This window comes from Pseudomonas sp. M30-35, assembly GCF_002163625.1.
Lineage (GTDB): Bacteria > Pseudomonadota > Gammaproteobacteria > Pseudomonadales > Pseudomonadaceae > Aquipseudomonas.
On sequence record NZ_CP020892.1, the window covers coordinates 2391580 to 2416281 of the forward strand.

The following is a 24702-nucleotide window of genomic DNA, read 5'->3' on the forward strand; positions in this document are numbered from 1 at the left end:
AGGCAATGGTTCGGCTGATGACTTTATCTTTAGTGTGCAGCCGCATTCAAACCAACTAAATATTGGAACCTTCATCTCCATCCCCAATGGATGATTTTAGGTATTGCCCTGTGCCTGCCTGACCAAACCGCAGAGCCAGCCCGCAACCGCCTGTTCATCCTTGGTAACAACTTTTTACAGTTGTTGAGCCTGCAGAACTATTCTTGATTGCAAACGCTCTCATTTTTTAGGCGTGATCACTTACTGAAGAGCAACGAAACTGCGGTGATAATTCCACGATGGAGGAATACCCCATGTCGGACAAAACCTGTTCTTGTCCAAACTGTGAATGTGAAGTTGATGCAAATGCTCTGTCCCGGGATGGGCTCGCATACTGTTGTGCAGCCTGTGCTTCAGGTCACGCTCAAGGGGTGCAATGTAGAAAACCAAGCTGCACCTGCGGCGATAACCCAGAGCAATCAGAGGCTGAAGAGCAATAGTATTGGCAGCGAGCAGCCTGCATTTGCGCAAGCCTCACACCACTAACCAGAGCGAGATGGCGAATGGATGTTGCTGAACGTATTTTGCTTACGCTGCAAGAGGAGTTTTCAGACCTTGGCGAAGTGGAACGTCTAACCAGAACTGCTCTACGTCTGTTATTGGCAATAGTGCTGGGTGGCGTGCTCGGTTATGAGCGTGAGGTCACTGGCAAAGCTGCGGGCGTGCGTACTCATATGCTGGTGTGTATTGGTTCCGCTGTTTTCGTCATGTCACTGGAGCAAGAGGGCGCAGGCCACGATGCAATGAGTCGAATTATTCAGGGCATAGCCTCCGGAATAGGCTTTCTTTGCGCAGGGACCATACTTAAGGGCAGCAATATTTCGGATGTCAAAGGTCTGACCACCGCCGCCGGGCTATGGTCGGCTGCCGCGATAGGCGTAACTATCGGGCTAGGGCTTGAAGCCACAGCCATACTGGCAACCTTGATGACGGTATTGGTGCTGCATGTAGTACCTATATGGCTCGAACCGAAGAACAACGCATAACAACAGCAGGCTCTGGAGGCGTTGCCTAGGCTGGGTGATCGAGTTCAAGCTGCGTGACGTCAACTAATGGCGTAACCGGTGCATACAGATTTGGCGATCTGAACAGGTAGCGGCTTGAGTGCTTGAGAAGTAAGACTGCGCCAGATTGCCCGGCGCAGTTTTAGCTGTATCAGAGAATGCTGAGTGGGTATTCGATGAAGGCACGAACCTCATTCAGATCAGGTCCAACATCGTTGCTGGCGCGATAAATCGAGTTGCGAAGACGGAAGGAGAGATCCTTAGCCGGACCATCCTGAAGCACGTAGCTGACCTGGTTGAAGATTTCACGTTCAGTGCCATCGCTATCGGTGCCGGTATCGATGTTGTCACCGCGCACGTATGCAAACTTATACCGCAGCCCCGGAACGCCGTACTCGGCAAAGTCCAACTCATAGCTTGCTTGCCACGAGTTTTCATCCTTGAGGTTGAAGTCGGAGTAGTAGGAGTTAGCCAAGTAAATAGTACTGCCGCCATCACCGTAATCGTAAGCGTATCCAGCATCGCCGGAACTGCGCTGGTGAGCCAGGATGAAGGCGTGGGCGCCGATACTGTACTTGGTCGCCAGGCTCCAGATAGTGTTGCGATCGTTGTCACCGTCACCGCCGAAATCCGCTGCGGCTATTGAGCCGTCATCGTACTTGGTGTGGTAAAGGTTGAAATCAAAATTCAGCGCCTGCTCAGCGGCTATCGAGATGTTGTAGTTGAGGTTGGCGTAGGATTTTTCGAACTCGTCTTCAACATCAGAGTAATACAAAGAGGTCGAAACATTGTCTGTCAGGGCGTAAGAACCACCGACCACATCGATGCTTTTCAAGCGATTAGGGTCACGCGATGCGTCAGCCATAGGACTGTCAGCGGTGAAACGTCCAGCATTTAGTTCCAGGCCTTCAATCTCATTGCTCGTCACCAGCGTGCCGGTAAAGGATTGCGGCAGCAGGCGGCTATCGTCATATGCCAGCACAGGCAGAGAAGGGAACTGATTACCGTACTTGATCACGGTATTCGAAAAGCGCACCTTGATCGCTGCGCCCCCTTGGGAAATATCATCCACGGGACGACCATCGCTGTCTGTATCAAACATAGCGCCGTAGTTACGACCGCGGCCACTGTCGAGCTTAATCCCCAGTAGGCCAAAGGCATCAACACCAACGCCGACGGTTCCCTGGGTAAAGCCTGACTCAAAGGTGCCGATGAAACCCTGGCCCCAGGTCTTGGCATCTTTCACGCCGTCTTTGTAATCCCGGTTGAAATAGGTGTTTCGCAGTAAGACGTTGAGGCTACTGTCTTCGACAAACCCATTGGACTCGGACTGCTGGCTTGCATAGACGCCAGTGGTGCTGGCTGCGGTGCAGGCGCAAGCGATTGCAATTAGGTTTCTTTTGAACATGTCTGCTCCTAGCAATTTTCTAATAGTTTTTTACACGAGGCGGCGCACAGTAACGACCCCAAAAGGATCGATCCCGCAGGCTGCATAAAGACAGGAGTTAGAAATTTAATGACTCAATTATTATTGATAGTCGTTGGCTGGCGACGGGCAATAAATATCACTGTTTATAGGGGCGTTCTATTCGATAGGTGTGATGATTACTATCAGTGACAATAATGTCTGTAAGGGGGCCTATTTTAGTAATCTAAACGGGATGAATATATGGGTCTGCGACACTTTGCATCAGTGTTGCAGATCACCCACTTCATCAATCTTTGGTTTTTTAACCGCCTTTTAGGCGGTTTTTTTTGTGCAAAATTATCATTTACAATGATCTGCTTGTGTGCAGTGCCTGGTCCGGTTTTTTTGCTCAGGATACCTATGCTAGACATGTCACACACCGTGTGCTGTTCTATATTGAGAAGGCGCCGTTCGCTAACACTTCTACTACAGGTAGAGGTGCAGGTACCGGTGAATAAGGATTAACCAAAGTAACGCTGCTAGATATTAGTTGTGTTGATGTAAGTTTTCTGCATTGGCGAAATAAAATTTCTCGCACAATTATATTTTTGAAAGCACTTACAGCCTGAGTCCAGAAATAGATTCAATACGTACTGCAGTAATCGGTCTACTAATGCTGCCATGCCGAACCAATAAGTCGCCTATAGTCAAACAGGTATTTTAAATCAGTTCGGCAGATTCTATTTCAACGACCCTTGTATTCAAGTTACGCTGTAGTTTTAGTGATACTGAGTGTATTGAGTAACCGGCGCGGATTTTGCAATTATCACCAATGCTTGTATTAACAACTGGCTCATTCGGGTGGGTTCCAGTTTGTCTGAGATGCTGTTGTATATCAAAACCACCGCTCATTACTTTCCGGCACTATTAGTTTGGTTTGACAGGGTAAAACGATCGTTTTACCCTGTGAAGTATGGATATAAAAACTAAGCTGCTCTCCACCGCAGAATCCCTTTTCGACCGGCATGGCTTTAACGCCACTGGAATGGATCGGCTCACCAATGCTGCCGAGATGTCGAGCAGAACCCTCTACAAACATGCGAGTAGTAAGAATTCACTTATCGCCCAGGTGCTCAAGGAGCGGGACAGTCGCTTCTTGCGGCGCTTGGAAGTGCACAGCATTAATGCGCTATTTGATGCGCTCGAAGACTGGATGAGGGTAGAAAGTTGCCGGGGGTGTCTGTTCCTGCGCGCTTATGGTGAAACCGGTGGTGATACATCGGAAATCGCCGAAGTAGTGTTAGCTCACAAGGACGGGCTTAGGGAGAAAATTCAGGAAATTGTCAGGACAGAAACCGGCGGGGTTGATGACAGGGCGCTGGCCGAGCAAATTCTTATTCTATTCGAAGGCGCTACCGCGGTAGCTGTCTATCGCGGTGCAGGGGTTGTGGCGACAGCGCGTGACGCAGCTGTCGCACTGCTAGAAAAGGCACGGTCATGAACCCGAGCGTGTACCTCGGTGCGATGGGCTTCGGTCTGATCGCTGTCTGTTACGGCTTAGCCCGCTTCACCTTCGGGTTGTTCTTGCCGCAAATCGACGCCGATCTATCCTTGTCACCGACATTGAGCGGATTGATATCTGGCGGGTCTTTTCTGGGTTATTGCATCGCCATTATCCTGTCTGCACATTTAACCGAGCGGTTCGGTGCGCGTGCCGTCGCAATCGGTGCAGCGCTAGTCGCGGCGATTGGCATGCTCGGCATTGCAACGGCACCTTCTCCGCTTTGGCTCGCATGTGCCGTGATGCTGGCGGGGTCAAGCACCGGCTTGGCTTCACCGCCGATGGCAGCCGCAGTGGCCGCTGTCGTCGAACTAGAGCGACAGGAAGCTACCAACACGATAATTAATTCCGGTACGGGTGCGGGTGTGGTGCTCTCGGGACCGGTAGCATTGGTAATGGGAGGGCAATGGCGATTAGCTTTCGCAGCCTTTGCCGCACTCGCCTTTTGCATGGCGATTGCTGCGGCACTGAGCGTGCCTAGCAGGACCAAAACGGCCATGAAAAGCGCTACTGGTTTACCGCCATTCAATAGTGCGCTTAAGCGGCTGATCATCGCATCGTTCCTGATGGGCGCTTCCAGCACTGCTATCTGGTCATTCGGCAGCCAACTTGTCACGCTACGTTTAGGCTGGAGCAATTCCGGCGCGGGGCTGCTCTGGATTGCGATCGGAGCGTCCGGCATTCTCGGAGCGGGAGCAGGGGCCCTCGTCAAACAGTTTGGAATTGACCGAGTGCATTGGACGTTCTTGGCGGCAATGGCGACAGGCATCCTTCTTGTCGGGACAGCAAGCACCACGCCAGTCCTGACGTTAAGTGGTGGAGTCCTCTTCGGTGCGGCCTACATCATGCTTACAGGTGTATATCTGGTTTGGGGTGTCTCGGCGTTACCCGACCGGCCTGCAACGGGGCTGATGATCGGTTTTCTTTCCATTGCTATCGGGCAGACCGCAGGCGCGCCGATTTTCGGGCTTTTAATGGACAGTCTTACGATCGACTCCGCCGTTTTGGTGTTTGCATGCCTCGCCTTCGCAGCAGGACTGGCACGAAGAGGAGAAGTGAGCCTCAAGCTTGCCTAAGCTCAGCAGCCGCACCGCTCAATCGGTATAAATCATATAATCCGCACGGTCATGAGGATTATTGTCTTTACTAGTTACAAACCAAAGAAAACCTCACGATCGTGTGGAATTCTTGAAAATCGTCATCCATTTGACTAAAATCCACATAAGCGTGTGGATTTTTCTTGTCTGCCTGCATTGAATATGAAGGCTACGGCCAAAGGTTCTTCAAATGAAAGTTGACATCGAATCTCCTGAGCAAGTTGGCGAACTCATACGAGCAAGCCGCAAAGCCATGCAAATCCGCCAGGACGATGCGGCAGGCATTATCGGTGTGTCGGAAAACTTTCTCGGGAAAGTTGAGCGGGGCGCTGAAACAGTACAGTGGGGCAAGTTGTTCCAAGTGATGCAGGGGCTTGGTCTGTCTGTAACGATCGAGGTGCCGGAGAACTTCGCTGACGACATCCGAAAGGTGCTCGCAGACACGCAGAAGAAGGCAGCCACACAAAACAACGCTGCCCAATCCGCAACTTCTGCCCAGACCACTAAGGCGAAATAATGGAACGCTCACTCAATGCCTGGATCAACCAGACGCTTGTGGGCACTCTGCGCGAAAGTAATGGTTTATGGGCCTTCTGCTACAGCGAGCAGTGGTTGACTGACCCATTAGCGCACCCTTTGTGTCCGTTGCTCCCCCTACAGAGCGAAGAACACTACGATGGCGCTACGACTCGCCCGGTGCAGTGGTATTTCGATAATTTGCTGCCAGAGGAGGGGCAACGGCAGCTGATTGCCAAAGCCGCACGTGTTGCGATCGAGGATGCCTTCGCCTTGTTGCAGCATTTCGGAGCTGAGTCAGCTGGCTCTTTGACGCTCCTGCCGCCCGGACAAAAGCCTGGACCTGGGAGCATAGCGGCGCTGTCCGATGCTGAACTGTCGAAGCGCATTATGGCGATGCCAAGGATTCCTCTGGCCGAGCAAGCAGCGAAGAAAATGTCTCTGGCAGGAGCTCAACACAAGGTGGCTGTCATCTACCGGGATGGCCAGATATTCGAGCCGACCGGTAGTGAACCATCGACCCACATACTCAAGCCTGACCACCCTGACGATGCATGGCCACACAGCGTAATCAACGAATGGTTCGTGATGAAATTGGCCGAGCGGGTTGGGCTGCCTGTACCACGCGTGGATCGCTTGTATGTGCCGCAGCCGGTTTATCTCATCGAGCGGTTTGACCGCGTTGAAAATGAGCATGGATGGTCCCGCCTTCACTGTATCGATGCATGTCAGTTGACGGGGTTGTCCAGAGAGTTCAAATACAGAGCCGGTAGCATGGAACGCATTACAGGCTTGGCCGACCATTGCAGGCCAGCAGCGCTGGCTAGATTGCGCCTCTTCCAGTGGTTGATCTTTAACGTGCTGGTGGGCAATGAAGATGCACACCTGAAAAACCTCAGTTTCCTGCTCTCAGCAAAGAACGTGCATTTGTCCCCGTTCTACGACTTGTTGTGCACAGCGGTGTACGGCACGCGCGCTTTTGAGAAAGATCAGTGGCCAGTTCAATCTGAAATGGCTTGGCCAATTAATGGAACTCAGCGTCTGTTAGATATCTCCACGCCACTACTAATTTCCGCGGGCGAAACCATGGGGATCAAGCCAACGACTGCGCGTGACAACATCCTAAAGCTAGTAGACCGTGTGCGTGTAGAAGCACCGAAGCTGTTGGATGAAGTGATGCAACAGAATGAGCAACTGCTGCAGGATAGGCCGGAGCTTGGGGCTACGTTAGCAGGTGAAGTTCGGCTATTGCGAAGTATTAACTCAATCATCATCAACGAGATGACGGCGCAGCTTATGCGTTAGACCACAATTTAGAAGTAGGCCCGTCACGGCGGTGACACTTCGCAATAAATCAGCAGCCCCTTATGTCGGCAACCAAGTTGGTGATGCAAAAACACGTCTTGCCGGTGCCGCTAAGGTTATAGAAGCTGAATTGAGCAACAGAGTTTTCAAACATATAGGGTTATGCGTCTGAACGACATGCCCAATTATCCCACTGAGTAAGTCATTCAACGATAAGATTTGGGTCAGCCATTTAGAGAAATTTGCCAGTTCCTGCACGACGATTTCATGGCCCATGTTGTAGAAATGTGTTTCATGGGCGACCTCGGAAAATGCTTGTCACGCAGGGTCTGCAGCGCCTTGATAGGGTTGCAAGGGGCCAGACGAGAACAGATAGCTGTCCATCGACAAAATGCCATAACTCACACCGCCCTCCAGCACGCGGGTGTTGTAGTTTTCACCAGCCGCGCCGAGAGCGATGAGCAATGGTAAGAAATGCTCATCCGTCGGATGGGCACGTTCAGCTGACGGAGCGTGCTGTTTGTAGTCCAGTAATAACTCGGTGTTTCCTGCTTGCAGCGTCTTGGCTGTCCAGGCTGCGAACGCCTTGACGTAGTCTGCGTCGTGGCTGGATGCACCACGGAACTCATACAGGTTATGGGTCAGGCTGCCGGAGGCCACGATCAGTACATTCATTTCCCGTAGCGGCTTGAGCGCTTGGCCCAGCTTCAATGCCTGGTGGGTGTCGAGGCTTGCGGGCATCGACACCTGAACCACGGGGATGTCGGCGTTAGGCGCCAGATAGAGCAAAGGTACCCAGGCGCCGTGATCCAGACCTCGACTGTCATCCAGTCGGGATTGCCAGCCAGCGTCCTGCAGCATCTCGACGATGTGTGCGGCCAGGGCCGGTGCGCCGGGTGCCGGGTACTGCAGCTGGTACAGCGCGTCGGGAAACCCGCCGAAGTCGTGAATGGTTATTGGGGCGGTGCTCGCTGTAACGCTGACCTCTCCGCGGGTCATCCAGTGCGGGGAAAGGATAACGATGGCATCAGGTCGTGGCAGTTCACGGCCGAGCTCGGCCAGGCGTGGGCCAGCCTGACCGGGTTCGATGGCAAACATCGGAGCACCATGAGACACAAATAACAGAGGGAACGGAGTGTTCATGATGTGTGACTCCTCGGTTTAATGATTGCTTGTTCAGCCAGTCGTTCAGCCCGACGGGAACAGCCGATGCATGTGAGATTGCAAGAAAGTATCAAACCTTATCGAGTGCGTCGCCAAACAGTTTGCCAGCGCCAACCCAATCCGAAGCGGCTACTCCGAAACGCTTTTGCCGCGTCGGACGTTGATGGTCAACGGGATGCGGTATCGGCGAAGGCGGGCACTGTGTTTACGGCAAGGCGTAAGCCATCACGTAGTCGCCGCGATCGGGCGACTGGCGCGCACCACCGGCAGTGATGACGATGTACTGCTTGCCGGTCTTTGGCGAGACATAGGTCATTGGACCGCCCTGACTGCCAACTGGCAGGCGCGCCTTCCAGACTTCTTCGCCATTACCGCTGTTGAAGGCGCGCAGGTAGAAGTCCTGTGTGCCAGCTATAAAGATCAAGCCACCTTGAGTCGACAGGGTGCCGCCGAGGGTTGGCAGACCGACCTTGATCGGCAGGTGCATGCGGATGCCCAGCGGTCCTGTGTCTTCAACGGTGCCGACTGGAACTTGCCAGGCGATCTTCTGTGTCTTCATGTCGATGGCGGTCAGCGTGCCGAACGGTGGGGCTTGGCAAGGAATGCCAGCCACCGACAGGAAGCGGTTCTTGTTGACCGCATAAGGTGTGCCTTTGAGCGGCACGGCACCCATCCCGGTGTTCAACGCTTCACCACCGGAAGTGGCCTGACCTTTATTCTGCGACGGGATCATCTGAATCCACAGGCCCAGGCGCATGTCGTTGACAAAGATGAAGCCGTGCACCGGATCGGTGGAAATACTGCCCCAGTTCATGCCACCCAGCGAACCTGGGAAGCTCAGCGATTTATCGGTGCCCGGCGCGGTGTACAAACCCTCGTAACGCATGCTCTTGAAGTCGATGCGGCATAGCAATTGATCATACGGGGTAGCGCCCCACATGTCTGATTCACTCAGGTGCTGGGCACCGATCTGCGGCATGCCGACCGATTTTGGCTGAGTTGGTGAGTACGGTTCGTTAGGTATGTTGGCTGCCTTGACCGGCACTTCATCGACTTGGGTCAGCGGTATGCCAGTGGCGCGGTCGAGCACGTAGATCTGCCCGGCCTTGGTGCCGATAACCAGCGCCGGTATGGTTTTTCCGTCCTTGGTGAAGTCGATCAAGCTCGGCTGCATCGGCAGGTCGAAATCCCAGAGATCATTGTGAACGGTCTGGTAGACCCACTTTTCTTCACCGCTAGTGGCGTCAAGAGCCAGAATAGAGGCACCGTAGGTGTGGTCCAGCTTGCTGCGCTCGACGCCATAAATATCGGTGGAAGAACTGCCCATCGGCAGGAAGACCGTGTTTGTCGCCGGGTCGTAGGACATAGGCGCCCAGCTGTTCGGCGTGCTGCGCACATAAGTGCTGCCGTCGGCTGGTGCTTTGCGATCTTGCGGGTTGCCCGGATCGAATGCCCAACGCATGGCACCGGTGATCACATCGAACCCACGAATCACACCACCCGGCATGTCGCTTTGAACGTTATCGGCCACTCGACCGCCGACTACTACAGTGGTGCCGGCCATCAGCGGTGCAGAAGACAACTGATAGTAGCTGTCCGGCACATCACCCAGACCAGCCTTCAGGTCGACCTGGCCGTTGTTGCCAAAACCTTGGCAGAACTCACCGGTGTCCGCATCGACCGCGATCAGGCGGGCATCAATGGTGTTGGTCAGCAAACGGTGCTGACAATTCGCGGCCGGTTCGAGTTTGGCCTCGATGATTGTCGAATTGCTCGGTTGAGCGATGTTCTTCGTGGCGTCGAAATAAGCCATGCCACGGCAACGCTGCCAGACTTTGGACTGGGCGTTGATCGGGGTTTTCCATAGCTCCTTTCCGCTGTCGGCATCCAGAGCGATGAGGTTGTTGTGCGGGGTGCAGATGAACACCTTGTTACCGACCTGCAGAGGGGTGAGCTGGTCTTCAGCGCCATTGCCATCGCTCTCAGCGACGTCACCGGTGCGGTACGTCCACGCCACCTGCAGCTTATCGACGTTGCTGCGATTGATCTGATCCAGCGCAGCAAAACGGCTGCCACCTTCGGTATTACCGTAGTGAGCCCAATCCTTTTGAGCCTTGGCTGGATCAACGGGCGTAAGACCAGGGCCTGTGCCCGTGGCGGCGACAGTCGGGTGTGCGACGAACATGTTGCCTGCGGCGACAGCCAGCGCAATTGCCAACACAGCAGCGATGTAATAGGCGCCGCGACCTGGGACGCCACCGTTGGCACGCTTGAGCAATGGGTAGACCAGCGTGACCGCAAGGCCAACTGCGCCGAACATGAACACGCGTGAGAACAGTGGCCAGAACTCCAGACCTGCATCGCTTACAGCCCAGATCGCTGTGCCCACCAGAAACGCAGCAAACAACCAGGCACCGGCGCGCTCAAAGCGAGCGATCAGCAGACCGGAAGCGGCCATTACCAGGCCACCTATCAAGAAATACCAGGAACCTCCCAGGCTGATCAGTTTCACCCCGCCAGCAGCCAATGCTAAGCCGAGCAGGGCGATGATCACTCCCAGCCCGACCAGAATGAATTTTGATATGCCCGAGAGGCGTTGACTCTGCTTCACGTTAAATGTCCCGTTGAAATGATGGGTGCATTATATGTATAGCTAACTATCTAGTTGAATCATAAATTCAGAACATTCATTCAATTCAGGCACGAGGGCAGTTAGCGAAAAAGCCAGGATTATTATCCTCAAGGTTAGCAGGTTAGGGCGGGGCCGCCGTGCAGCATCACCATGGGTATCAGCAACCTCTCGAAGGTGCGCCGATCGCATAATCATCCCAATATCAGGCAGTAATCCAATAATAAGCGGCGGTGCTTTGCGACAGTAAGCGGGCGTTTCACGAACCCTTCTTACGTGTAAAAGGTGAGCACAATGCAGAACCCAAAGCTTGAAGTCCTGACCCCCAGCAACTCTCAGCTGATCTTCATCGACCAACAGCCGCAAATGGCTTTCGGTGTGCAGAGCATTGATCGACAAACCTTGAAGAACAACACCGTGGGCCTGGCGAAGGCGGCGCGAATCTTTGGCGTGCCTACTATTATCACCACCGTCGAAACCGAAAGTTTTTCGGGGCATACCTATCCCGAACTGCTTGAGGTATTCCCCGATGCGCCGATCCTTGAGCGCACCTCGATGAACTCTTGGGATGACCAGAAAGTACGCGATGCACTCAAGCGTAATGGACGCAATAAGGTGATCGTTTCGGGTCTTTGGACAGAAGTGTGTAACACCACGTTCGCACTCTCGGCGATGCACGATGCCGGATACGAAATCTATATGGTCGCTGACGCCTCTGGCGGCACCAGCCAGGCGGCCCACGATTACTCAATGCAGCGGATGATCCAGGCGGGTGTGGTGCCAGTCACCTGGCAACAAGTGTTGCTGGAGTGGCAGCGCGACTGGAAAAACCGCGACACCTACGACGAAGTCATGGCCGTGGCCAAAGAGCATTCCGGTGCCTACGGCATGGGCATCGATTATGCCTACACCATGGTGCACAAAGCAGAGGAGCGGGTGAAGCACGGCCCCACGCTGGAACCGGTTCACGCTGAGATCTAGACCGCTATGGGGCGGTTCTGGCCGCCCTGATTCTGGAGTTTCCCATCATGGCCCAGCAGTTACCCGACATTTTAACGCTGGTCGTCCGCCACTGTGTACGGCCCGCGCAGCTTACCGCTTATGAAGCCTGGCTACGCCGCATCATAGGTGTCGCGGATCAGTTCGAAGGTCACTTGGGCGTGAACGTAATGCGTAGCCAAAGCGCAGGATTGACGCGCTTCACCATCGTATTGCGGTTTAGCGGTGCCCAGCGATTGCAGGCATGGCTCGAATCGTATGAGCGTAAACAACTGATCAATGAGGCGCAGCCGTTATTGGTTGAGGGGGACCAGACAGAAGTAAGTGCCGCGAATGAGTTCTGGTTCACCCCAGCTGAGTCAAATAACCAGCCGCCGCGCTGGAAGCAGGCCTGCGTGACATTTTTAGTGATTTTGCCGCTCAGTCTGTTGGTGCCTCTGGCCTGGGGGCCGGTATTCGCGAACGTACCTTGGCTGAGTAGCTACTTTGCCAGCGGCCTGGTGATCACAGCCACCATCGTTCTGCTCGTGGTTTACATTTTTATGCCCATGGTCACCGGCTGGTTTGCTGGCTGGCTACAAGGTGACGATGACGGAGCCATATCATGACAGATAAATCAACGGACCAAGGCCGGCGGAAATTTATCGCGGCCGGGTCAATGATCGGCGCTGCCGGGGCCTTGATGTCGACGTTTCCGTTTGCAGCGGCTGCAGGCTCGACGGCCTCAACTATCCCAGGAGGCAACATGACTGCTGACATCATTTTCTTCAATGGCGATCTGCACACGGTTGATCGAGAAAAACCGCGGGCCACAGCCGTGGCGATCAAGGATGGCAAGTTTGTTGCCGTCGGCAGCGATGCCGAGGCGATGGCATTTCGTAACGACGTGACCCAGCTTGTTGATCTACAGGGGCGTACGGTGATCCCTGGGTTAAACGACTCGCACATCCATCTGATCCGAGGCGGCCTTAATTACAACCTTGAGTTGCGCTGGGAAGGGGTGCCTTCGTTGGCTGATGCGCTGCGTATGCTCAAAACTCAGGCAGACCGTACACCGGCGCCGCAGTGGGTGCGGGTGGTAGGCGGATGGAATGAATTCCAGTTTGCCGAACGCAGAATGCCGACGCTCGATGAACTTAACCAGGCTGCACCGGATACACCGGTATTTGTTCTGCATCTGTATGACAGGGCTTTATTGAACCGTGCCGCGTTACGGGTGGTTGGGTATACGCGCAACACGCCTAATCCTCCGGGTGGTGAAATTCAGCGAGACGCCAATGGCGAACCGACCGGGATGTTGGTCGCGCGACCTAATGCAATGATTCTCTACTCAACGCTGGCAAAAGGTCCGACGCTGCCTCTCGAATATCAAGTCAACTCCACGCGCCAGTTCATGCGCGAGTTGAATCGGCTGGGCGTGACAAGTGCTATCGATGCGGGTGGTGGCTTCCAGAATTATCCGGATGATTACCAGGTGGTGCGCGAACTCGCACAGAACGATCAGCTTACTGTGCGTATTGCCTATAACCTGTTCACGCAGAAGCCCAAGGAGGAGCTGGAAGACTTTAAAAGCTGGACCAAGCAAGTCAAGCCTGGGGATGGCGACGATTTTTTCCGCCACAACGGTGCCGGCGAAATGTTGGTGTTCTCTGCGGCAGATTTCGAAGACTTTCTTGAGCCGCGTCCGGATCTGGCGCCGCAAATGGAGCAGGAACTTGAACCAGTGGTGCGTCATTTGGTTGAGCATCGCTGGCCGTTCCGCTTGCATGCAACTTATGACGAATCCATTTCGCGCATGCTGGATGTGTTTGAACGGGTCAACCAGGATATCCCCTTTAACGGTTTGCCGTGGTTTTTCGACCACGCTGAAACAATAACGCCGCGGAACATCGAGCGTGCGCGCGCGTTGGGTGGGGGCATTGCGATTCAGGATCGCATGGCATTCCAGGGCGAGTATTTTGTTGACCGCTACGGCAGCAAGGCGGCCGAGAAGACGCCGCCGATTCAGCGAATGCTGGCCGAGGGCGTACCAGTTGGGGCGGGTACCGATGCAACGCGGGTATCCAGTTACAACCCATGGACCTCACTTTACTGGTTGGTCAGCGGTAAGACAGTGGGAGGTATGGAGCTTTATCCCGAAGGCTTGTCTCGCGCGGTAGCCCTTGATCTCTTTACCCATGGTAGCGCTTGGTTCTCTTCAGAGCAGGGCAAGAAAGGTCAGTTGAAAGTCGGCCAGTTGGCAGATCTGATCGCGCTCAACGCAGATTTTTTCAGTGTCGAGGAAGAAAAGATCAAACAGATGGAGTCGGTGTTGACCGTGGTCGGAGGCAAAGTTGTGTATGCCACCGGGGAGTTCGGGCCACTGTCTCCGGGTGAGATACCGGTTATGCCGGATTGGTCTCCCGTGGCGCTAGTGCCCGGGCATTGGAAACCTAGCGCTCCACTGCAGGCAAGCGTTCATCATTGCTCGGGGCCTTGTGCTGTTCACGCACATCAGCATGACCGAGTGAGAACCTCATCAGTCCCGACCAGTGATTATCAGGGGTTCTGGGGCGCTTTTGGATGTTCCTGCTTTGCGTTCTGAGACCGTGACATCGGACCCTGCTGCATCGGCCTGGAGCCCGCTGCGCCATTCCACCTTTCGCTGGCTATGGATCGCGAGCATCGCATCAAACATCGGTACCTGGATGCACGAAGTGGGTGCCGGGTGGTTGATGACGAGCCTTTCAGCAAATCCGATTGCGGTCGCTTTGGTACAAGTGGCCGGAGCAGCGCCAATGTTCCTCCTGGCGCTGCCTTCCGGTGCATTGGCGGATGTGATAGACAAACGGCGCTACCTGCTTGCAGTCCAGCTCTGGATGGCGGCTACGGCGCTCACGCTGACGCTATTGACGGCGGCGGGATTGGTGACGGTGCCCCTGCTGTTGGCCATGACTGCCTGCATGGGTATCGGCACAGCATTGATGATGCCCGCTTGGTCGGCACTTACCCCTGAGTTGGTCGACAAGGCAGAGCTGCCCGCTGCGATAGCGCTGTCCAGTGTCGGGATTAACGTCGCTCGGGCAATTGGTCCGGCCATTGCCGGGGTACTGGTCAGCCTCAGCGGCCCGTGGCTTACCTTTGCGTTGAATGCAGTATCTTTTTTGGCGGTAATGGCAGTGCTTTTCTTCTGGAAAAGACAAGTCGAACCCTCTGTGCTGCCGGCGGAACGTCTTGTAGGTGCCATGCGCGCTGGATTGGTATTCAGTCTTGAGTCGCCCCCGTTAAAACGGGCTCTGGCTCGAACGTTCGCGTTCTTCCTGGGCGCCAGTGCAGGAATGGCTCTGCTTCCTTTGCTGGTGCGGGGCGAGATGCAGGGCAGCGCCATGGACTTTGGGCTTTTGCTTGGCAGCGTTGGGGTTGGCGCCTTGGCAGGGGCGGCGGCATTACCAGCGATTCGCTCCCGCATCAGCAGCCATTTGCTGGTCATTGTCGCCAGCCTGATTTACGCCGGGGTGTTGGCTGCGCTGGCATTGCTACGTGACCTGATCTGGTTGGTGCCGATCATGGCGTGCAGCGGTGCGGCCTGGATTGCTGTGCTATCGAGCTTGCAGATAGCGGTCCAGACCGCGGTGCCTTCCTGGGTCAGGGCGCGAGTACTCTCGGTTTATATTCTCGTATTCTTCGGCAGCATGGCGGCAGGCGGAGTTCTGTGGGGCGCCGTCGCTAGCCATTACGATATAGGGTTCGCCTTGCTTTGCGCCAGTGCCACTCTGATTGCTGGAATACTCGTAACGCTGCGCCTGACGTTGCCGGTGACCGAGGCTGAAGACATAACGCCTTCGCTACATTGGCCAATGCCCAGCCCCCCAAAGGAAGAGGGCAACGACCGAGGGCCGGTGATGGTGACGTTGGAGTATTCCATCAATCTTGCAGATGCAGAGCCGTTCACGCGTGCCATGCAAGAGGTCCGGGCGATGCGCAGGCGTAGCGGGGCGCTGACCTGGGGATTGGTGCAGAACACCGAAAACCCTGATAACTGGTTGGAGTTCTTTATTGATGGCTCCTGGCTGGAGCACATGCGTCATCATGGACGTGTCACCAAGGCGGATCAGCGCATTGAATCAGCTGCGCGACGCTTTCAGCAGCCGGGCGTGGAGCTTGTGATAAAGCACCACCTCATGTACGTAGCGCGTCGCTGATTACTGGCCGTGGGTTACCAGGTCTGTTTTATTCAGGGCGATTGGTTGGTTCCAGCGGTCTGGGAAAAATTCGAGCGCCATTTCAAGGCCTGTGGCTACACCTGTTGTGTGCTGTCGTTACCCGCCCAAGGCGAGCAAGGTTGGTACCGGGTTCTGCACGCTAAGGATGCAAGATCATCGCCCCTTAAAGGTCTAGTGGACTTTTACGCTGACCAGATTGCAGCCCTCCCGGCACCGCCTGTGCTGATTGGCCATGCGCTGGGTGGGCTGATCGTTCAGCTGTTGCTGGACCGTGGTCTGGGTGTGGCTGGCATCGCGATAGCTCCGCGTCCACCTCAGTGCGTTTTCCCTGGCATTCTTTCGCTGCTGCAAATATTAACTGCAAGAACTGAGCGACTGCATGGCATGCGCTTTATGCGCATGGCGCCTGCACAATTCTCCCGCCGCATAGGGTATCCGGCATCCCGGCGGACACCCGGCCCGCTATATGAACAGCTGGTGAGTAGAGTCCCGCAAAAACTGATGGTGACAGTCGCATTCGGTGTGGGTAGCAGACTGCTCTTTAACCACGAACGCGGCCCCTTATTACTGATTTCCGCTGGTGATGATCGTATGGTTGCCAGTTCTGTAGTTTTGGCCAACTATCTTTATCAGAGACGGTCATTAGCGCCGACTGATTTCATCTCGTTTCCCGGCTACGGTCACCTGCTCATAACGCAGCCGGGTTGGGAGCAGGTCGCGGATCGAATCATTGAATGGCTTCAGCGTCAGTTGGGCTGGTTTTAATGCCGCCCACAGGCGTAGTACTCAATACAAGGCGCGTGCTAGCACGTGCCGTAGGTGCATTCCTTGCGAAAATATGTGGTTGTACTGCTGAGCCTTGTGCTCGGTTGCCTTGCATGCTCAAGCGTAGCGGCGCGCATCTCGAATGAAATGGATCATCGCCGCTGGACTGCCAGCGACCGCGCGCCAAGCGCTGTGGGCGCGCTTGCGCAAACTGCTGATGGCTATCTTTGGCTGGGAACGCATGATTCCTTATATCGCTTCGATGGCTTCGAGTTCGAGAAATTCACGTCTGCAGACGGTGAACCGCTCGGCGTGGTCTCGGCGCTTCTGAGTACCAGCAATGGTCTGTGGGTAGGTTTTCGTGCCGGTGGAGCTCGTTTGATCAGCGCAAACGGCGTGCTGCAACCGCTTGATCCAGGCCTTCCTGATGGAGTGGTATACAGCATGGCCGAGGACCAGCAAGGGCAGGTTTGGGTCGCGGCGGATGATGGTCTCGCCCGGCATGACGGGACGGGTTGGCATCTGGTTGGCAAGGATGCGGGCTTTCCAGACCTCCATGCCCGGGCGGTGCACGTCGATGCAGATGGCTATGTATGGGCGGCAAGCAAGGAGCAATTATATGTGCTTCCCCCAGGTGCCCATGTATTCATACCGGTCAGCATCAAAATTCAATCGGTCAGCAAAATAACATCAACCCCTGAAGGCGATATATGGATAACTGATCGTGCCAAGGACCATGTACTGCAACTGAAAAAAACAGGGTATGCCGAGGTTGAATTCAAAGAGATACCGGCATCCCGCGCGGTGAGCGTTGTTGTGGATGATCAGGGAAATGCTTGGCTGGGGACACTCGCATCCGGCGTGCACTACTTGCCAGTCGGAGAGACGCCGAAGGCTGCCGAGGGTAAAAATGCAGTTAACTCATACACCGCTCTCGACGGGCTCAGTTCTAATAATGTATTGGCCCAGCTCATCGACCGTGATGGCACCCTATGGGTGGGTACGGATGCAGGCCTGGATCGACTCACGCGTAAAACACTGTCTCCGTTAGTTTTGCCCGGCGGGGTAGGTGGTCACGCGTTGGCGGTGGGTAGTGATGGTTGGTTATGGGTCGGCTCTGACAATGGTCAGCTAATTGGCCTGCGGGGCAACAGTCAGTCCATCTTTGAGTTGGACATGCCGATCACTACGCTAGTAAACAGTCAGGAACACGGCTTGTTGATTGGCGGGCACCGGGGGATTTTTTCGCTTTCAAACGACGGGCCGCGGCGCATCGCAACGTTACCTGTCGAATCCGCTCGTGAAGCTGCCGTCAGGGCCATGACGGTCGGTAAGAATGGCGATATATGGGTCTCAATCAATCGAGTGGGGCTTTTCGTCTGGGCTGATCAGCAATGGCGACGCATTGAGCCGGTCAGCGATTCCGGACGGCAGGTGATGCCTGTCACTGCTTCCCGAGACCTGGCGGGCAAACTGTGGTTCGGCTACCGGGATAATCTTCTGGTGTCCGTTGACGAGCAGAAGATCACACGCTGGAGCGAGCAGGAAGGCCTGGACATCGGCCATGTCACGGCGATGCTGCATTTGCCTGGACGCACCTGGGTAGGTGGTCAGCATGGTTTGGCGTATCTCAAGGATGGACGCTTTCACCGTCTGGATCTGCCAGCGGCCGGGCCCTTTCAGAATATCTACGGGCTCATCGCCGTACCTGCTGAGAAAAACGCAGGAGAATCCGGGATGGATCTCTGGGTGCAGAGTCGCAGTGGCATCTTCAAGCTGCCTGCTGCGGAGATCGAGCGGGTAATAGCGGGCGGTGACACTCTTCTGTACAGCTCGCACGACCAAATTGGCCGACTGCCCATGGATCCATTCAAAGTATTGCCATTGCCCACTGCGGTCCACACGGGAGAAGGCTTGCTGTGGTTTACCACCGGAAGCGGGGTTGTGCGTATTGATTCATACCAGCCAAGGGGCATGGCACAACCACCTGCAGTGAGGATCAAGGCGCTGACAGCTGATGGAATTGATTTTGATATCTCCGCCGCGTCAGTTCGGTTATCAGAGGCGCCGGAAAAGTTGGTTATTACGTATTCCGCATTGAGTCTTGCCTCAACAAAGACCATGCGCTTTCAATATCGGCTGAATGGCCATGACACAGAATGGGTCGATGCAGGGAGCTCCCGGCAGGCGGTTTTTTCACATCTACGAACGGGTGATTACCAATTCCAGGTTCGTGCGCTTGGCGAGAATGGGCATATAAATCCCCCTGTCGCGACTTTAACCATCATCGTTCCCCAGGTTTTCTATCTACGCCCAGAGTTTTTACTGATATTTTCAGTAGCGCTGCTGACGCTTGTGTTCTGGATGTCGCGCATTTATACGCAACGGGAAAAGGCGGCTCTTAGGACCCGCCTTGAGGAGCGCTTTCAGGAGCGCGAGCGTATTGCGCGCGAGCTGCATGACACCTTGTTACAAAGCGTTCAAGGAATGATGCTCAGTTTCCAGGCGGTCGCGGACAGTCTGCCTGAGGGGGGCCGTGCTCGCAATTCAATGGAACGGGCGCTGGACCGGGCCGAGCAAGTGATTGCTGAGGGCCGCGACCGAATCACAGGTTTGCGTGGCCAAATGGCGCCAGTTGAAGATTTAGCCGTTGCGTTTCAAGCGTTGAAGCTGGAAGCCAACGTTCCTTTCTCTGCAACCTACCACGTTATCAACGACGGGGAACCGCTGGCGCTTCGCTGCGAAGTTCGTGATGCTTTTTACCAGGTGGGCAGAGAAGCGGTTTGCAATTCGCTTCACCATGCGCGGGCTACTCGGATTACCGTTACCTTCACATACGCGCCGGGTACGTTCGAGATGCTTGTTGTCGATGATGGAGTCGGCATTGATCCGCTCTATCAGCGAATGCACGGGCGGCCTGAACACGGCGGACTGAGAGGCATGTACGAACGCGCCAGCAGAATTGATGCAACCCTGACGATGGTTAGCAATCCCCTGAACGGCACCCGCATTACGCTCTCACTGCCTGGCGCCGCTGCCTATGAAAACTCAGTTGGCAGTAAACAGAATCGCTCGAGCAGGGCAGGATAAACCTATGGTAGATCACAAGAGCCCCATCACCGTGTTGATAGTGGACGACCATCCGCTGATACGGGAGGGTATTGAAGCTGTAGTGGGTGGTTACGACGATATCACCGTGGTGGGGGAGGCCTGTAACGGGCTTGAGGCAATCCGGCTATACCGAATAACACAACCAGATGTCACGCTTATGGATGTACAGATGCCTGAGCTAAACGGAATTGGCGCAATCAGCTCCATCATGTCTGAGTTCCCGCAAGCTCGAATTGCTGTGCTCACGACCTACCGAGGGGATGTCAGGGCGTTACAAGCTATCAAGGCGGGGGCGCGTGGCTATCTTTTGAAAAGTACGTTGCGCCACGAACTGATTGAAACCATACGCGACCTGGCCGCCGGCAAGCGCCGTTTCCCTCCGGAAATCGCGGCGGAACTGGCGGCTCACATGGACCAGAACGGCCTCACTAATAGAGAGATTCAGGTGCTGCAATATGTCGCCGAAGGCTTGTCGAATAAGGAAACAGCCCTTGCGCTGGCAATAGGTGAAGACACGGTGAAAGGGCATCTCCGAAATATGATGGATAAGCTGGGCGCTCATAACCGGACTCACGCGGTGACTATCGGTATCCAGCGAGGGATTATCGATCTTCCGCAATAACCCCCCCTTTTAGTGTTGGTTCATCCCAACTCGTTTGGGGCTGTGCGAGGCCCCGGCATAACGCCATCCTGTGCTACTCATGGCGGCGAGTTAAGCGCGCCACCAAGATTTGATCCCGGCCTAGGAGCGTTAGCTATGAACGGGAATACCAGCGCAAATTACGTATTGAGCAACACCGCCTCTCGTAGTCTCAACGACCAGAAACAAACGAGACAGCTGCTGACGTTGCTGACGGAGGCGGAGCGAGCCATGCAACGTGATCCAGACATCGCATCGACTTATCTTAGTCAGGCAATTGAATTGCTGGCAGTCGACAGTCAAAGCGGACCTATGCCGCATAAAAGCAGGGGTGGGTTGGCTCGATGGCAAATCTCCCGTGTAGACGGATACATAAATGAGCATGTCGACCATTGCATACGAACAACTGAACTGGCTTCGTTACTGAGTCTGAGCACCAGTCATTTTTCGCATGCGTTCAAACAGACCACCGGCATGACCCCACTAATGTATGTGACCGCCGCGCGAGTGGAGGCAGCACGGCAATACATGCTGTGTTCAGCGCATTCCTTAAGTGACATTGCGCTTAGCCATGGATTTTACGACCAGTCGCATTTTTGCCGAGTATTCAGGCGCGAAACCGGCTTGTCGCCACAAACCTGGCGGAAGCTGCATGCCGTACCGTCTCACTCGCCGCGTTGGGTCGAATAGCGACGGTCTATTGATCGTCGTTCTGCATACCAGAGACGGATTTAACGTAGAAAAGGGTGTTGAGTAAGCGGTCGAGGCGGTGAGCCCGATGGTGACAACCTCAAATGTGGTGCCACACTCTAAATATGGAGAAAACCAAATGAGCTCTGTCACTGACAATCGCGCAGAACATCGCTTTGAACTGCAAATCGAAGGTAATTCAAGCGAGATCGCCGCAGCCTATTACCTGATTAAGGGTGACCGCATCATCCTCACTCATACCGAAGTGCCGCAACAACTATCCGGAAAAGGGATTGGCTCGCAGCTCGCACGCGGCGTCTTTGATGCAATACGAACGAGTAGTCTCAAGGCTGTTTTACGTTGCCCATTCATGGGAGCCTACTATGCACGTCATCCCGAATATTCCGACATCGTTGCCGACAAGAGCTGAACAGGAGCCTCAAAATGATTGAAATGATTATTGAACAGCGGCGTCGCAACCTCGGCGGCGGCATGGAAGTGGGTCGTGTGCTGCCCTTCGCAAAGCAACGCATGGTTGGTCCCTTCATCTTTTTCGATCATATGGGGCCGCTCGATATCGCGGCAGGCGTCGATCGTAGCATCGACGTTCGCCCGCATCCGCACATCGGTCTATCCACCGTGACCTACCTGTTTTCTGGCGAGGTAATGCACCGTGACAGTCTTGGCTACGAACAGCCGATTCGGCCGCAGGAGGTCAACTGGATGACAGCGGGGCGCGGCATTACGCACAGTGAGCGGTTCGAGCACGCCCGCGCGCATGGCGATCACCTGCATGGCATCCAGGCTTGGGTCGCGTTGCCGACCGAGCAGGAGGAGATCGCGCCGTCTTTCTCACATCATGCCGGCCTCGATTTGCCACAGTGGAACGATGCCGGTGTGGTCGGGCAGCTCATCGCCGGTAGCGCCTATGGTTTAACTGCCAGCGCTGAAATCCATTCACCGCTTTTCTACGCGCATCTCGACATGGCGCCAGGGGCGACCGCCGAAATTCCTGGCGGACACAAGGAACGCGCACTCTACATCGCAACTGGCGCGGTGGAGCTGAATGGTACGCGCTACGAGAGCGGGAGGATGCTGGTGCTCGACTCGGCTGCCTCGCGCGTGCGCGCCTTGGAACACTCTAACGTTATGGTACTTGGCGGTGAGCCCATCGGCGAACGGTTCCTTTATTGGAACTTCGTTTCATCCTCGAAGGATCGGCTCGCTCAGGCGGCTTCGGACTGGCAGGCCGGAAGAATGAAACTACCCGATGCAGACGATGCAGAGTTCATTCCACTACCGGACGACAAGGGAATGGGATGATTGCAGACGCTTCAGATTTTATTTGGGACAAGCCATTGACCTGTTGACGGTGGCGACCAACCGGGCTGTTTTGTTCGCGCAGGGTCAGCTTGTCCAGCATTATCCGCTTGATTTCACTAGACTCACCCTGCCTCAGCGTGGCGAATCAGTAGGCTGCTCATCTTAGAACTCGTTCTGCAGGGCTTTGTAGCCGCGCACCAAGTCGATATTGGTGCGCGCTACGTCTTCGGAAAACTCGGTAGCCGAGACGCTGACTTTGGGCAGTTGACTCAAGTCTGTGCGTGGGCCGATGCGTTGGGTCGAGGTGACATGGAAGCCGGCTGGCAAGTCACAGCCATCAACCACGGCGTTGTGTCGGACCACACAACCATCGCCAACGCTGCAGTTGAACACCACGCTATTGAAGCCGATAAACACCCGATCGCCCACGCTGCAGGGGCCATGAATGATTGAGCGGTGGGCGATGGAGGTGTGCTCGCCGATGGTCACCGCCGCGCCGGACTTGGAGTGGATCACCACGCCGTCCTGAATATTGGAATTGGCACCGATGACGATCGGTTGCATATCACCGTTCTCGTCCACTTCGTCGGCGCGAATTACCGCATAGGGGCCGACGAACACGTTGTCATGGATGATCACCTTGCCGCAGATGATTGCAGTTTTATCAACATAGGCGGACTCAGCAATGACCGGCAGATGGCCAGATGGGTTTTTGCGGATCATGGGTTTTACTCTGTAGGTGGGTGCGCGGTGGTACCGGGGCGTAAACGCCTGGATGCCAAGGGTGACAGCGGCCCAGACGACGCAAGACCAGCCCGCCGCCGCGCAGGACGCAATGGCTGTTGATGGCTTCGATGGCATAGAGTGAGCCGCTCGGGTGGAAACGGCAGCGCGGCCCCAGTGGTGGGCTGATCAGGTACTGAGATAAGGCGTACCAGGCTAATCAACAGGCGTTTCATTCGTTTCATTGCGCCACGCTGATCACGCATACCCGCTCGTCGCGAATGGCGTTGTAGAAACAATTGGGCCGCCCGGTATGGCAGGCAGGCCCCAGTTGCTCGACCTTGAGCAGCAGGGCATCACCATCACAATCCAGACGTGCTTCGATCAGCCGCTGATGATTGCCGCTGCTTTCGCCTTTGCGCCACAGTTGCTGGCGTGAGCGCGACCAGTAGCAGACTTGACGCGTGGCCAAGGTTTCTTCCAGCGCAGGTCGGCTTATCCACGCCAGCATAAGCACGTCACCTGTGTCGTACTGCTGGGCGATGGCGGCTATCAAACCGTCAGCATTCCAAGGGATAGCGTCCAGCACGGCAGCCAGAGGTCGGCTGTCGCCGATCCCTGCCTGCTCTAATTCAAGCCACAAACTCATGGTTTGAGCGCGGCCATCAGCGTGTCGAGGTTGTGCCTGAACATGCCTAGATAAGTGTTGGCTGGAGGCTGGCTGGCCAAGGCATCCGAGTACAGGGTTCCACCCACAGTAGCGCCGGCCTCTTCGGCAATCTGCTGGATCAATCGTGGATCTCGGATATTTTCCACGAACACCGCGCGTACACCTTCGCGGCGTAATTGGCGGATCAGCGCCGCCACTTCAGCAGCCGAAGGCTCGTCATTGGTGGAAAGGCCCTGCGGTGCAATAAACTTCAATTCCCAGGACTGGCCCAAATAATTGAAAGCATCGTGACTGGTCACCACTTTGCGCTGGCTGACAGGGAGCGTGGCAAATCTGCTGTTGGCTTCCTTGAGCAGTGCGTGCAATCGTTTCAGATAAGCATCGCGGCGGTTTGCATATTCCTGGGCATGATCTGGATCGACCTGGCTCAGGGCTTTGGCGATGTTATTTACATAGATTTCGGCGTTACTCAGGCTCTGCCAAGCGTGTGGATCAGGGACCTGCTCGCCTTCCTCATCCAGCATCAACGGCATGACTCCAGCACTGGCGTCGATACGTTTACCGCTTGGCTCAGTGCTGGCCAGCAGGCGCTCCAGCCAGGGTTCGAAGCCCAAACCGTTGGCAATGATCAAATCGGCCTTGAGCAGGGCCTTGGCATTGTCAGGGCTGGGTTCGTATATATGTGCATCGGCGTCAGCACCGACAAAGTTGGTCAGCTCAATCCGCTCACCACCGATCTCATGAGCCAGATCGGCGAGGATGCTGAAACTGGTCACCACTTGAATCTTCTCTGCAGCGCTTAGCGAGAGTGGTAACAACAGGGTTATGGCGAAAAGCAGGTTACGCATGATGAATA

The 24702-nt window shown here is 55.2% G+C and carries 23 protein-coding genes; 16 read left to right on the forward strand and 7 right to left on the reverse strand.

From position 1 onward, the window contains the following. Positions 1–293: 293 nt before the first annotated feature. Entirely contained in the window at positions 294–479 is a 186-nt protein-coding gene (locus B9K09_RS11100) for a hypothetical protein (RefSeq protein ID WP_087516863.1), read from the forward strand. Between the two features lie 63 nt (positions 480–542). Then, positions 543–1025 carry an MgtC/SapB family protein gene (locus tag B9K09_RS11105; protein ID WP_087516864.1) on the forward strand — a complete coding sequence of 161 codons (483 nt, stop codon included), beginning with the start codon at positions 543–545 and terminating at the stop codon, positions 1023–1025. Positions 1026–1194: 169 nt separating this feature from the next. Here B9K09_RS11105 and B9K09_RS11110 read toward each other — a convergent pair whose 3' ends face one another. Next, the gene (locus B9K09_RS11110) at positions 1195–2451 is read right to left on the reverse strand and encodes an OprD family porin (RefSeq protein ID WP_087516865.1); all 1257 of its coding nucleotides are present in this window, start codon (positions 2449–2451) and stop codon (positions 1195–1197) included. A gap of 973 nt (positions 2452–3424) precedes the next feature. On the opposite strand from B9K09_RS11110, the gene B9K09_RS11115 reads away from it, so the two are divergent. The 4 genes from B9K09_RS11115 (at position 3425) to B9K09_RS11130 (ending at position 6930) form a co-directional block, all read left to right on the forward strand. After that, a complete protein-coding gene (locus B9K09_RS11115; protein ID WP_087516866.1) occupies positions 3425–3952 on the forward strand; it encodes a TetR/AcrR family transcriptional regulator in 528 nt (175 codons plus the stop codon). Then, entirely contained in the window at positions 3949–5088 is a 1140-nt protein-coding gene (locus B9K09_RS11120; RefSeq protein ID WP_087516867.1) for an MFS transporter, read from the forward strand. The genes B9K09_RS11115 and B9K09_RS11120 overlap by 4 nt, the downstream gene beginning before the upstream one ends. A gap of 211 nt (positions 5089–5299) precedes the next feature. After that, complete coding sequence (locus B9K09_RS11125; RefSeq protein ID WP_087516868.1) at positions 5300–5626, forward strand: helix-turn-helix domain-containing protein; 327 nt, start codon at positions 5300–5302, stop codon at positions 5624–5626. Next, positions 5626–6930, forward strand: a complete 1305-nt coding sequence (locus tag B9K09_RS11130) for a HipA domain-containing protein (RefSeq protein ID WP_087516869.1) — start codon at positions 5626–5628, stop codon at positions 6928–6930. The genes B9K09_RS11125 and B9K09_RS11130 overlap by 1 nt, the downstream gene beginning before the upstream one ends. Before the next feature lie 318 nt (positions 6931–7248). Here B9K09_RS11130 and B9K09_RS11140 read toward each other — a convergent pair whose 3' ends face one another. Together B9K09_RS11140 and B9K09_RS11145 are read right to left on the reverse strand one after the other, a co-directional pair. Continuing rightward, the gene (locus B9K09_RS11140; RefSeq protein WP_087516871.1) at positions 7249–8073 is read right to left on the reverse strand and encodes a class III extradiol ring-cleavage dioxygenase; all 825 of its coding nucleotides are present in this window, start codon (positions 8071–8073) and stop codon (positions 7249–7251) included. Positions 8074–8299: 226 nt separating this feature from the next. Continuing rightward, positions 8300–10705, reverse strand: a complete 2406-nt coding sequence (locus tag B9K09_RS11145; RefSeq protein ID WP_087516872.1) for a glucose/quinate/shikimate family membrane-bound PQQ-dependent dehydrogenase — start codon at positions 10703–10705, stop codon at positions 8300–8302. Positions 10706–11017: 312 nt separating this feature from the next. On the opposite strand from B9K09_RS11145, the gene B9K09_RS11150 reads away from it, so the two are divergent. The 10 genes from B9K09_RS11150 to B9K09_RS11195 all read left to right on the forward strand — a co-directional run bounded on the left by B9K09_RS11150 (position 11018) and on the right by B9K09_RS11195 (position 22453). After that, the gene (locus tag B9K09_RS11150; RefSeq protein WP_087516873.1) at positions 11018–11704 is read left to right on the forward strand and encodes a hydrolase; all 687 of its coding nucleotides are present in this window, start codon (positions 11018–11020) and stop codon (positions 11702–11704) included. Positions 11705–11751: 47 nt separating this feature from the next. Next, entirely contained in the window at positions 11752–12330 is a 579-nt protein-coding gene (locus B9K09_RS11155) for an antibiotic biosynthesis monooxygenase (RefSeq protein WP_087516874.1), read from the forward strand. Between the two features lie 137 nt (positions 12331–12467). Beyond that, the gene (locus B9K09_RS11160) at positions 12468–14306 is read left to right on the forward strand and encodes an amidohydrolase (RefSeq protein WP_177408724.1); all 1839 of its coding nucleotides are present in this window, start codon (positions 12468–12470) and stop codon (positions 14304–14306) included. Continuing rightward, complete coding sequence (locus B9K09_RS11165; RefSeq protein WP_256574290.1) at positions 14296–15903, forward strand: MFS transporter; 1608 nt, start codon at positions 14296–14298, stop codon at positions 15901–15903. The genes B9K09_RS11160 and B9K09_RS11165 overlap by 11 nt, the downstream gene beginning before the upstream one ends. A 9-nt stretch (positions 15904–15912) precedes the next feature. After that, positions 15913–16689, forward strand: a complete 777-nt coding sequence (locus B9K09_RS11170) for an alpha/beta hydrolase (RefSeq protein ID WP_157699345.1) — start codon at positions 15913–15915, stop codon at positions 16687–16689. 63 nt (positions 16690–16752) lie between these two features. Then, positions 16753–19779 carry a two-component regulator propeller domain-containing protein gene (locus B9K09_RS11175; RefSeq protein WP_157699346.1) on the forward strand — a complete coding sequence of 1009 codons (3027 nt, stop codon included), beginning with the start codon at positions 16753–16755 and terminating at the stop codon, positions 19777–19779. A gap of 4 nt (positions 19780–19783) precedes the next feature. Further along, positions 19784–20422, forward strand: a complete 639-nt coding sequence (locus B9K09_RS11180) for a response regulator transcription factor (RefSeq protein ID WP_087516878.1) — start codon at positions 19784–19786, stop codon at positions 20420–20422. Positions 20423–20752: 330 nt separating this feature from the next. After that, positions 20753–21130, forward strand: coding sequence for a helix-turn-helix domain-containing protein (locus B9K09_RS11185; RefSeq protein WP_256574312.1), 378 nt, complete (start codon positions 20753–20755; stop codon positions 21128–21130). A 139-nt stretch (positions 21131–21269) separates the two neighbouring features. Beyond that, positions 21270–21560, forward strand: coding sequence for a GNAT family N-acetyltransferase (locus tag B9K09_RS11190; protein WP_087516880.1), 291 nt, complete (start codon positions 21270–21272; stop codon positions 21558–21560). Positions 21561–21574: 14 nt separating this feature from the next. Continuing rightward, entirely contained in the window at positions 21575–22453 is an 879-nt protein-coding gene (locus tag B9K09_RS11195) for a pirin family protein (protein ID WP_087516881.1), read from the forward strand. Positions 22454–22615: 162 nt separating this feature from the next. On the opposite strand, the gene B9K09_RS11200 is transcribed toward B9K09_RS11195, so the two are convergent. From B9K09_RS11200 to B9K09_RS11215, 4 genes are read right to left on the reverse strand one after another with little or no spacing between them, the layout of a single operon-like run. After that, positions 22616–23176: a carbonate dehydratase gene (locus B9K09_RS11200; protein WP_087516882.1), complete on the reverse strand. Its 561-nt coding sequence runs from the start codon at positions 23174–23176 to the stop codon at positions 22616–22618. Further along, a complete protein-coding gene (gene yidD / locus B9K09_RS11205; RefSeq protein ID WP_218192002.1) occupies positions 23133–23369 on the reverse strand; it encodes a membrane protein insertion efficiency factor YidD in 237 nt (78 codons plus the stop codon). Before yidD ends, B9K09_RS11200 begins: the two co-directional genes overlap by 44 nt. A gap of 48 nt (positions 23370–23417) precedes the next feature. Then, the gene (hisI, locus tag B9K09_RS11210; protein WP_087516883.1) at positions 23418–23825 is read right to left on the reverse strand and encodes a phosphoribosyl-AMP cyclohydrolase; all 408 of its coding nucleotides are present in this window, start codon (positions 23823–23825) and stop codon (positions 23418–23420) included. Next, complete coding sequence (locus B9K09_RS11215) at positions 23822–24694, reverse strand: metal ABC transporter substrate-binding protein (RefSeq protein WP_087516884.1); 873 nt, start codon at positions 24692–24694, stop codon at positions 23822–23824. The genes hisI and B9K09_RS11215 overlap by 4 nt, the downstream gene beginning before the upstream one ends. Positions 24695–24702: the final 8 nt, after the last annotated feature.

What these genes read in the sequence shown, in the direction of transcription:
- B9K09_RS11180 (WP_087516878.1), top strand. Translation starts at nt 19,784, where the DNA reads ATGGTAGATCACAAGAGCCCCATCACCGTGTTGATAGTGGACGACCAT.
- B9K09_RS11125 (WP_087516868.1), top strand. Translation starts at nt 5,300, where the DNA reads ATGAAAGTTGACATCGAATCTCCTGAGCAAGTTGGCGAACTCATACGA.
- B9K09_RS11140 (WP_087516871.1), bottom strand. Translation starts at nt 8,073, where the DNA reads ATGAACACTCCGTTCCCTCTGTTATTTGTGTCTCATGGTGCTCCGATG.
- B9K09_RS11155 (WP_087516874.1), top strand. Translation starts at nt 11,752, where the DNA reads ATGGCCCAGCAGTTACCCGACATTTTAACGCTGGTCGTCCGCCACTGT.
- B9K09_RS11105 (WP_087516864.1), top strand. Translation starts at nt 543, where the DNA reads ATGGATGTTGCTGAACGTATTTTGCTTACGCTGCAAGAGGAGTTTTCA.
- B9K09_RS11185 (WP_256574312.1), top strand. Translation starts at nt 20,753, where the DNA reads ATGCCGCATAAAAGCAGGGGTGGGTTGGCTCGATGGCAAATCTCCCGT.
- B9K09_RS11100 (WP_087516863.1), top strand. Translation starts at nt 294, where the DNA reads ATGTCGGACAAAACCTGTTCTTGTCCAAACTGTGAATGTGAAGTTGAT.
- B9K09_RS11195 (WP_087516881.1), top strand. Translation starts at nt 21,575, where the DNA reads ATGATTGAAATGATTATTGAACAGCGGCGTCGCAACCTCGGCGGCGGC.
- B9K09_RS11190 (WP_087516880.1), top strand. Translation starts at nt 21,270, where the DNA reads ATGAGCTCTGTCACTGACAATCGCGCAGAACATCGCTTTGAACTGCAA.
- B9K09_RS11120 (WP_087516867.1), top strand. Translation starts at nt 3,949, where the DNA reads ATGAACCCGAGCGTGTACCTCGGTGCGATGGGCTTCGGTCTGATCGCT.
- B9K09_RS11200 (WP_087516882.1), bottom strand. Translation starts at nt 23,176, where the DNA reads ATGATCCGCAAAAACCCATCTGGCCATCTGCCGGTCATTGCTGAGTCC.
- B9K09_RS11110 (WP_087516865.1), bottom strand. Translation starts at nt 2,451, where the DNA reads ATGTTCAAAAGAAACCTAATTGCAATCGCTTGCGCCTGCACCGCAGCC.
- B9K09_RS11115 (WP_087516866.1), top strand. Translation starts at nt 3,425, where the DNA reads ATGGATATAAAAACTAAGCTGCTCTCCACCGCAGAATCCCTTTTCGAC.
- B9K09_RS11150 (WP_087516873.1), top strand. Translation starts at nt 11,018, where the DNA reads ATGCAGAACCCAAAGCTTGAAGTCCTGACCCCCAGCAACTCTCAGCTG.
- hisI (WP_087516883.1), bottom strand. Translation starts at nt 23,825, where the DNA reads ATGAGTTTGTGGCTTGAATTAGAGCAGGCAGGGATCGGCGACAGCCGA.
- B9K09_RS11130 (WP_087516869.1), top strand. Translation starts at nt 5,626, where the DNA reads ATGGAACGCTCACTCAATGCCTGGATCAACCAGACGCTTGTGGGCACT.
- B9K09_RS11215 (WP_087516884.1), bottom strand. Translation starts at nt 24,694, where the DNA reads ATGCGTAACCTGCTTTTCGCCATAACCCTGTTGTTACCACTCTCGCTA.
- B9K09_RS11160 (WP_177408724.1), top strand. Translation starts at nt 12,468, where the DNA reads ATGACTGCTGACATCATTTTCTTCAATGGCGATCTGCACACGGTTGAT.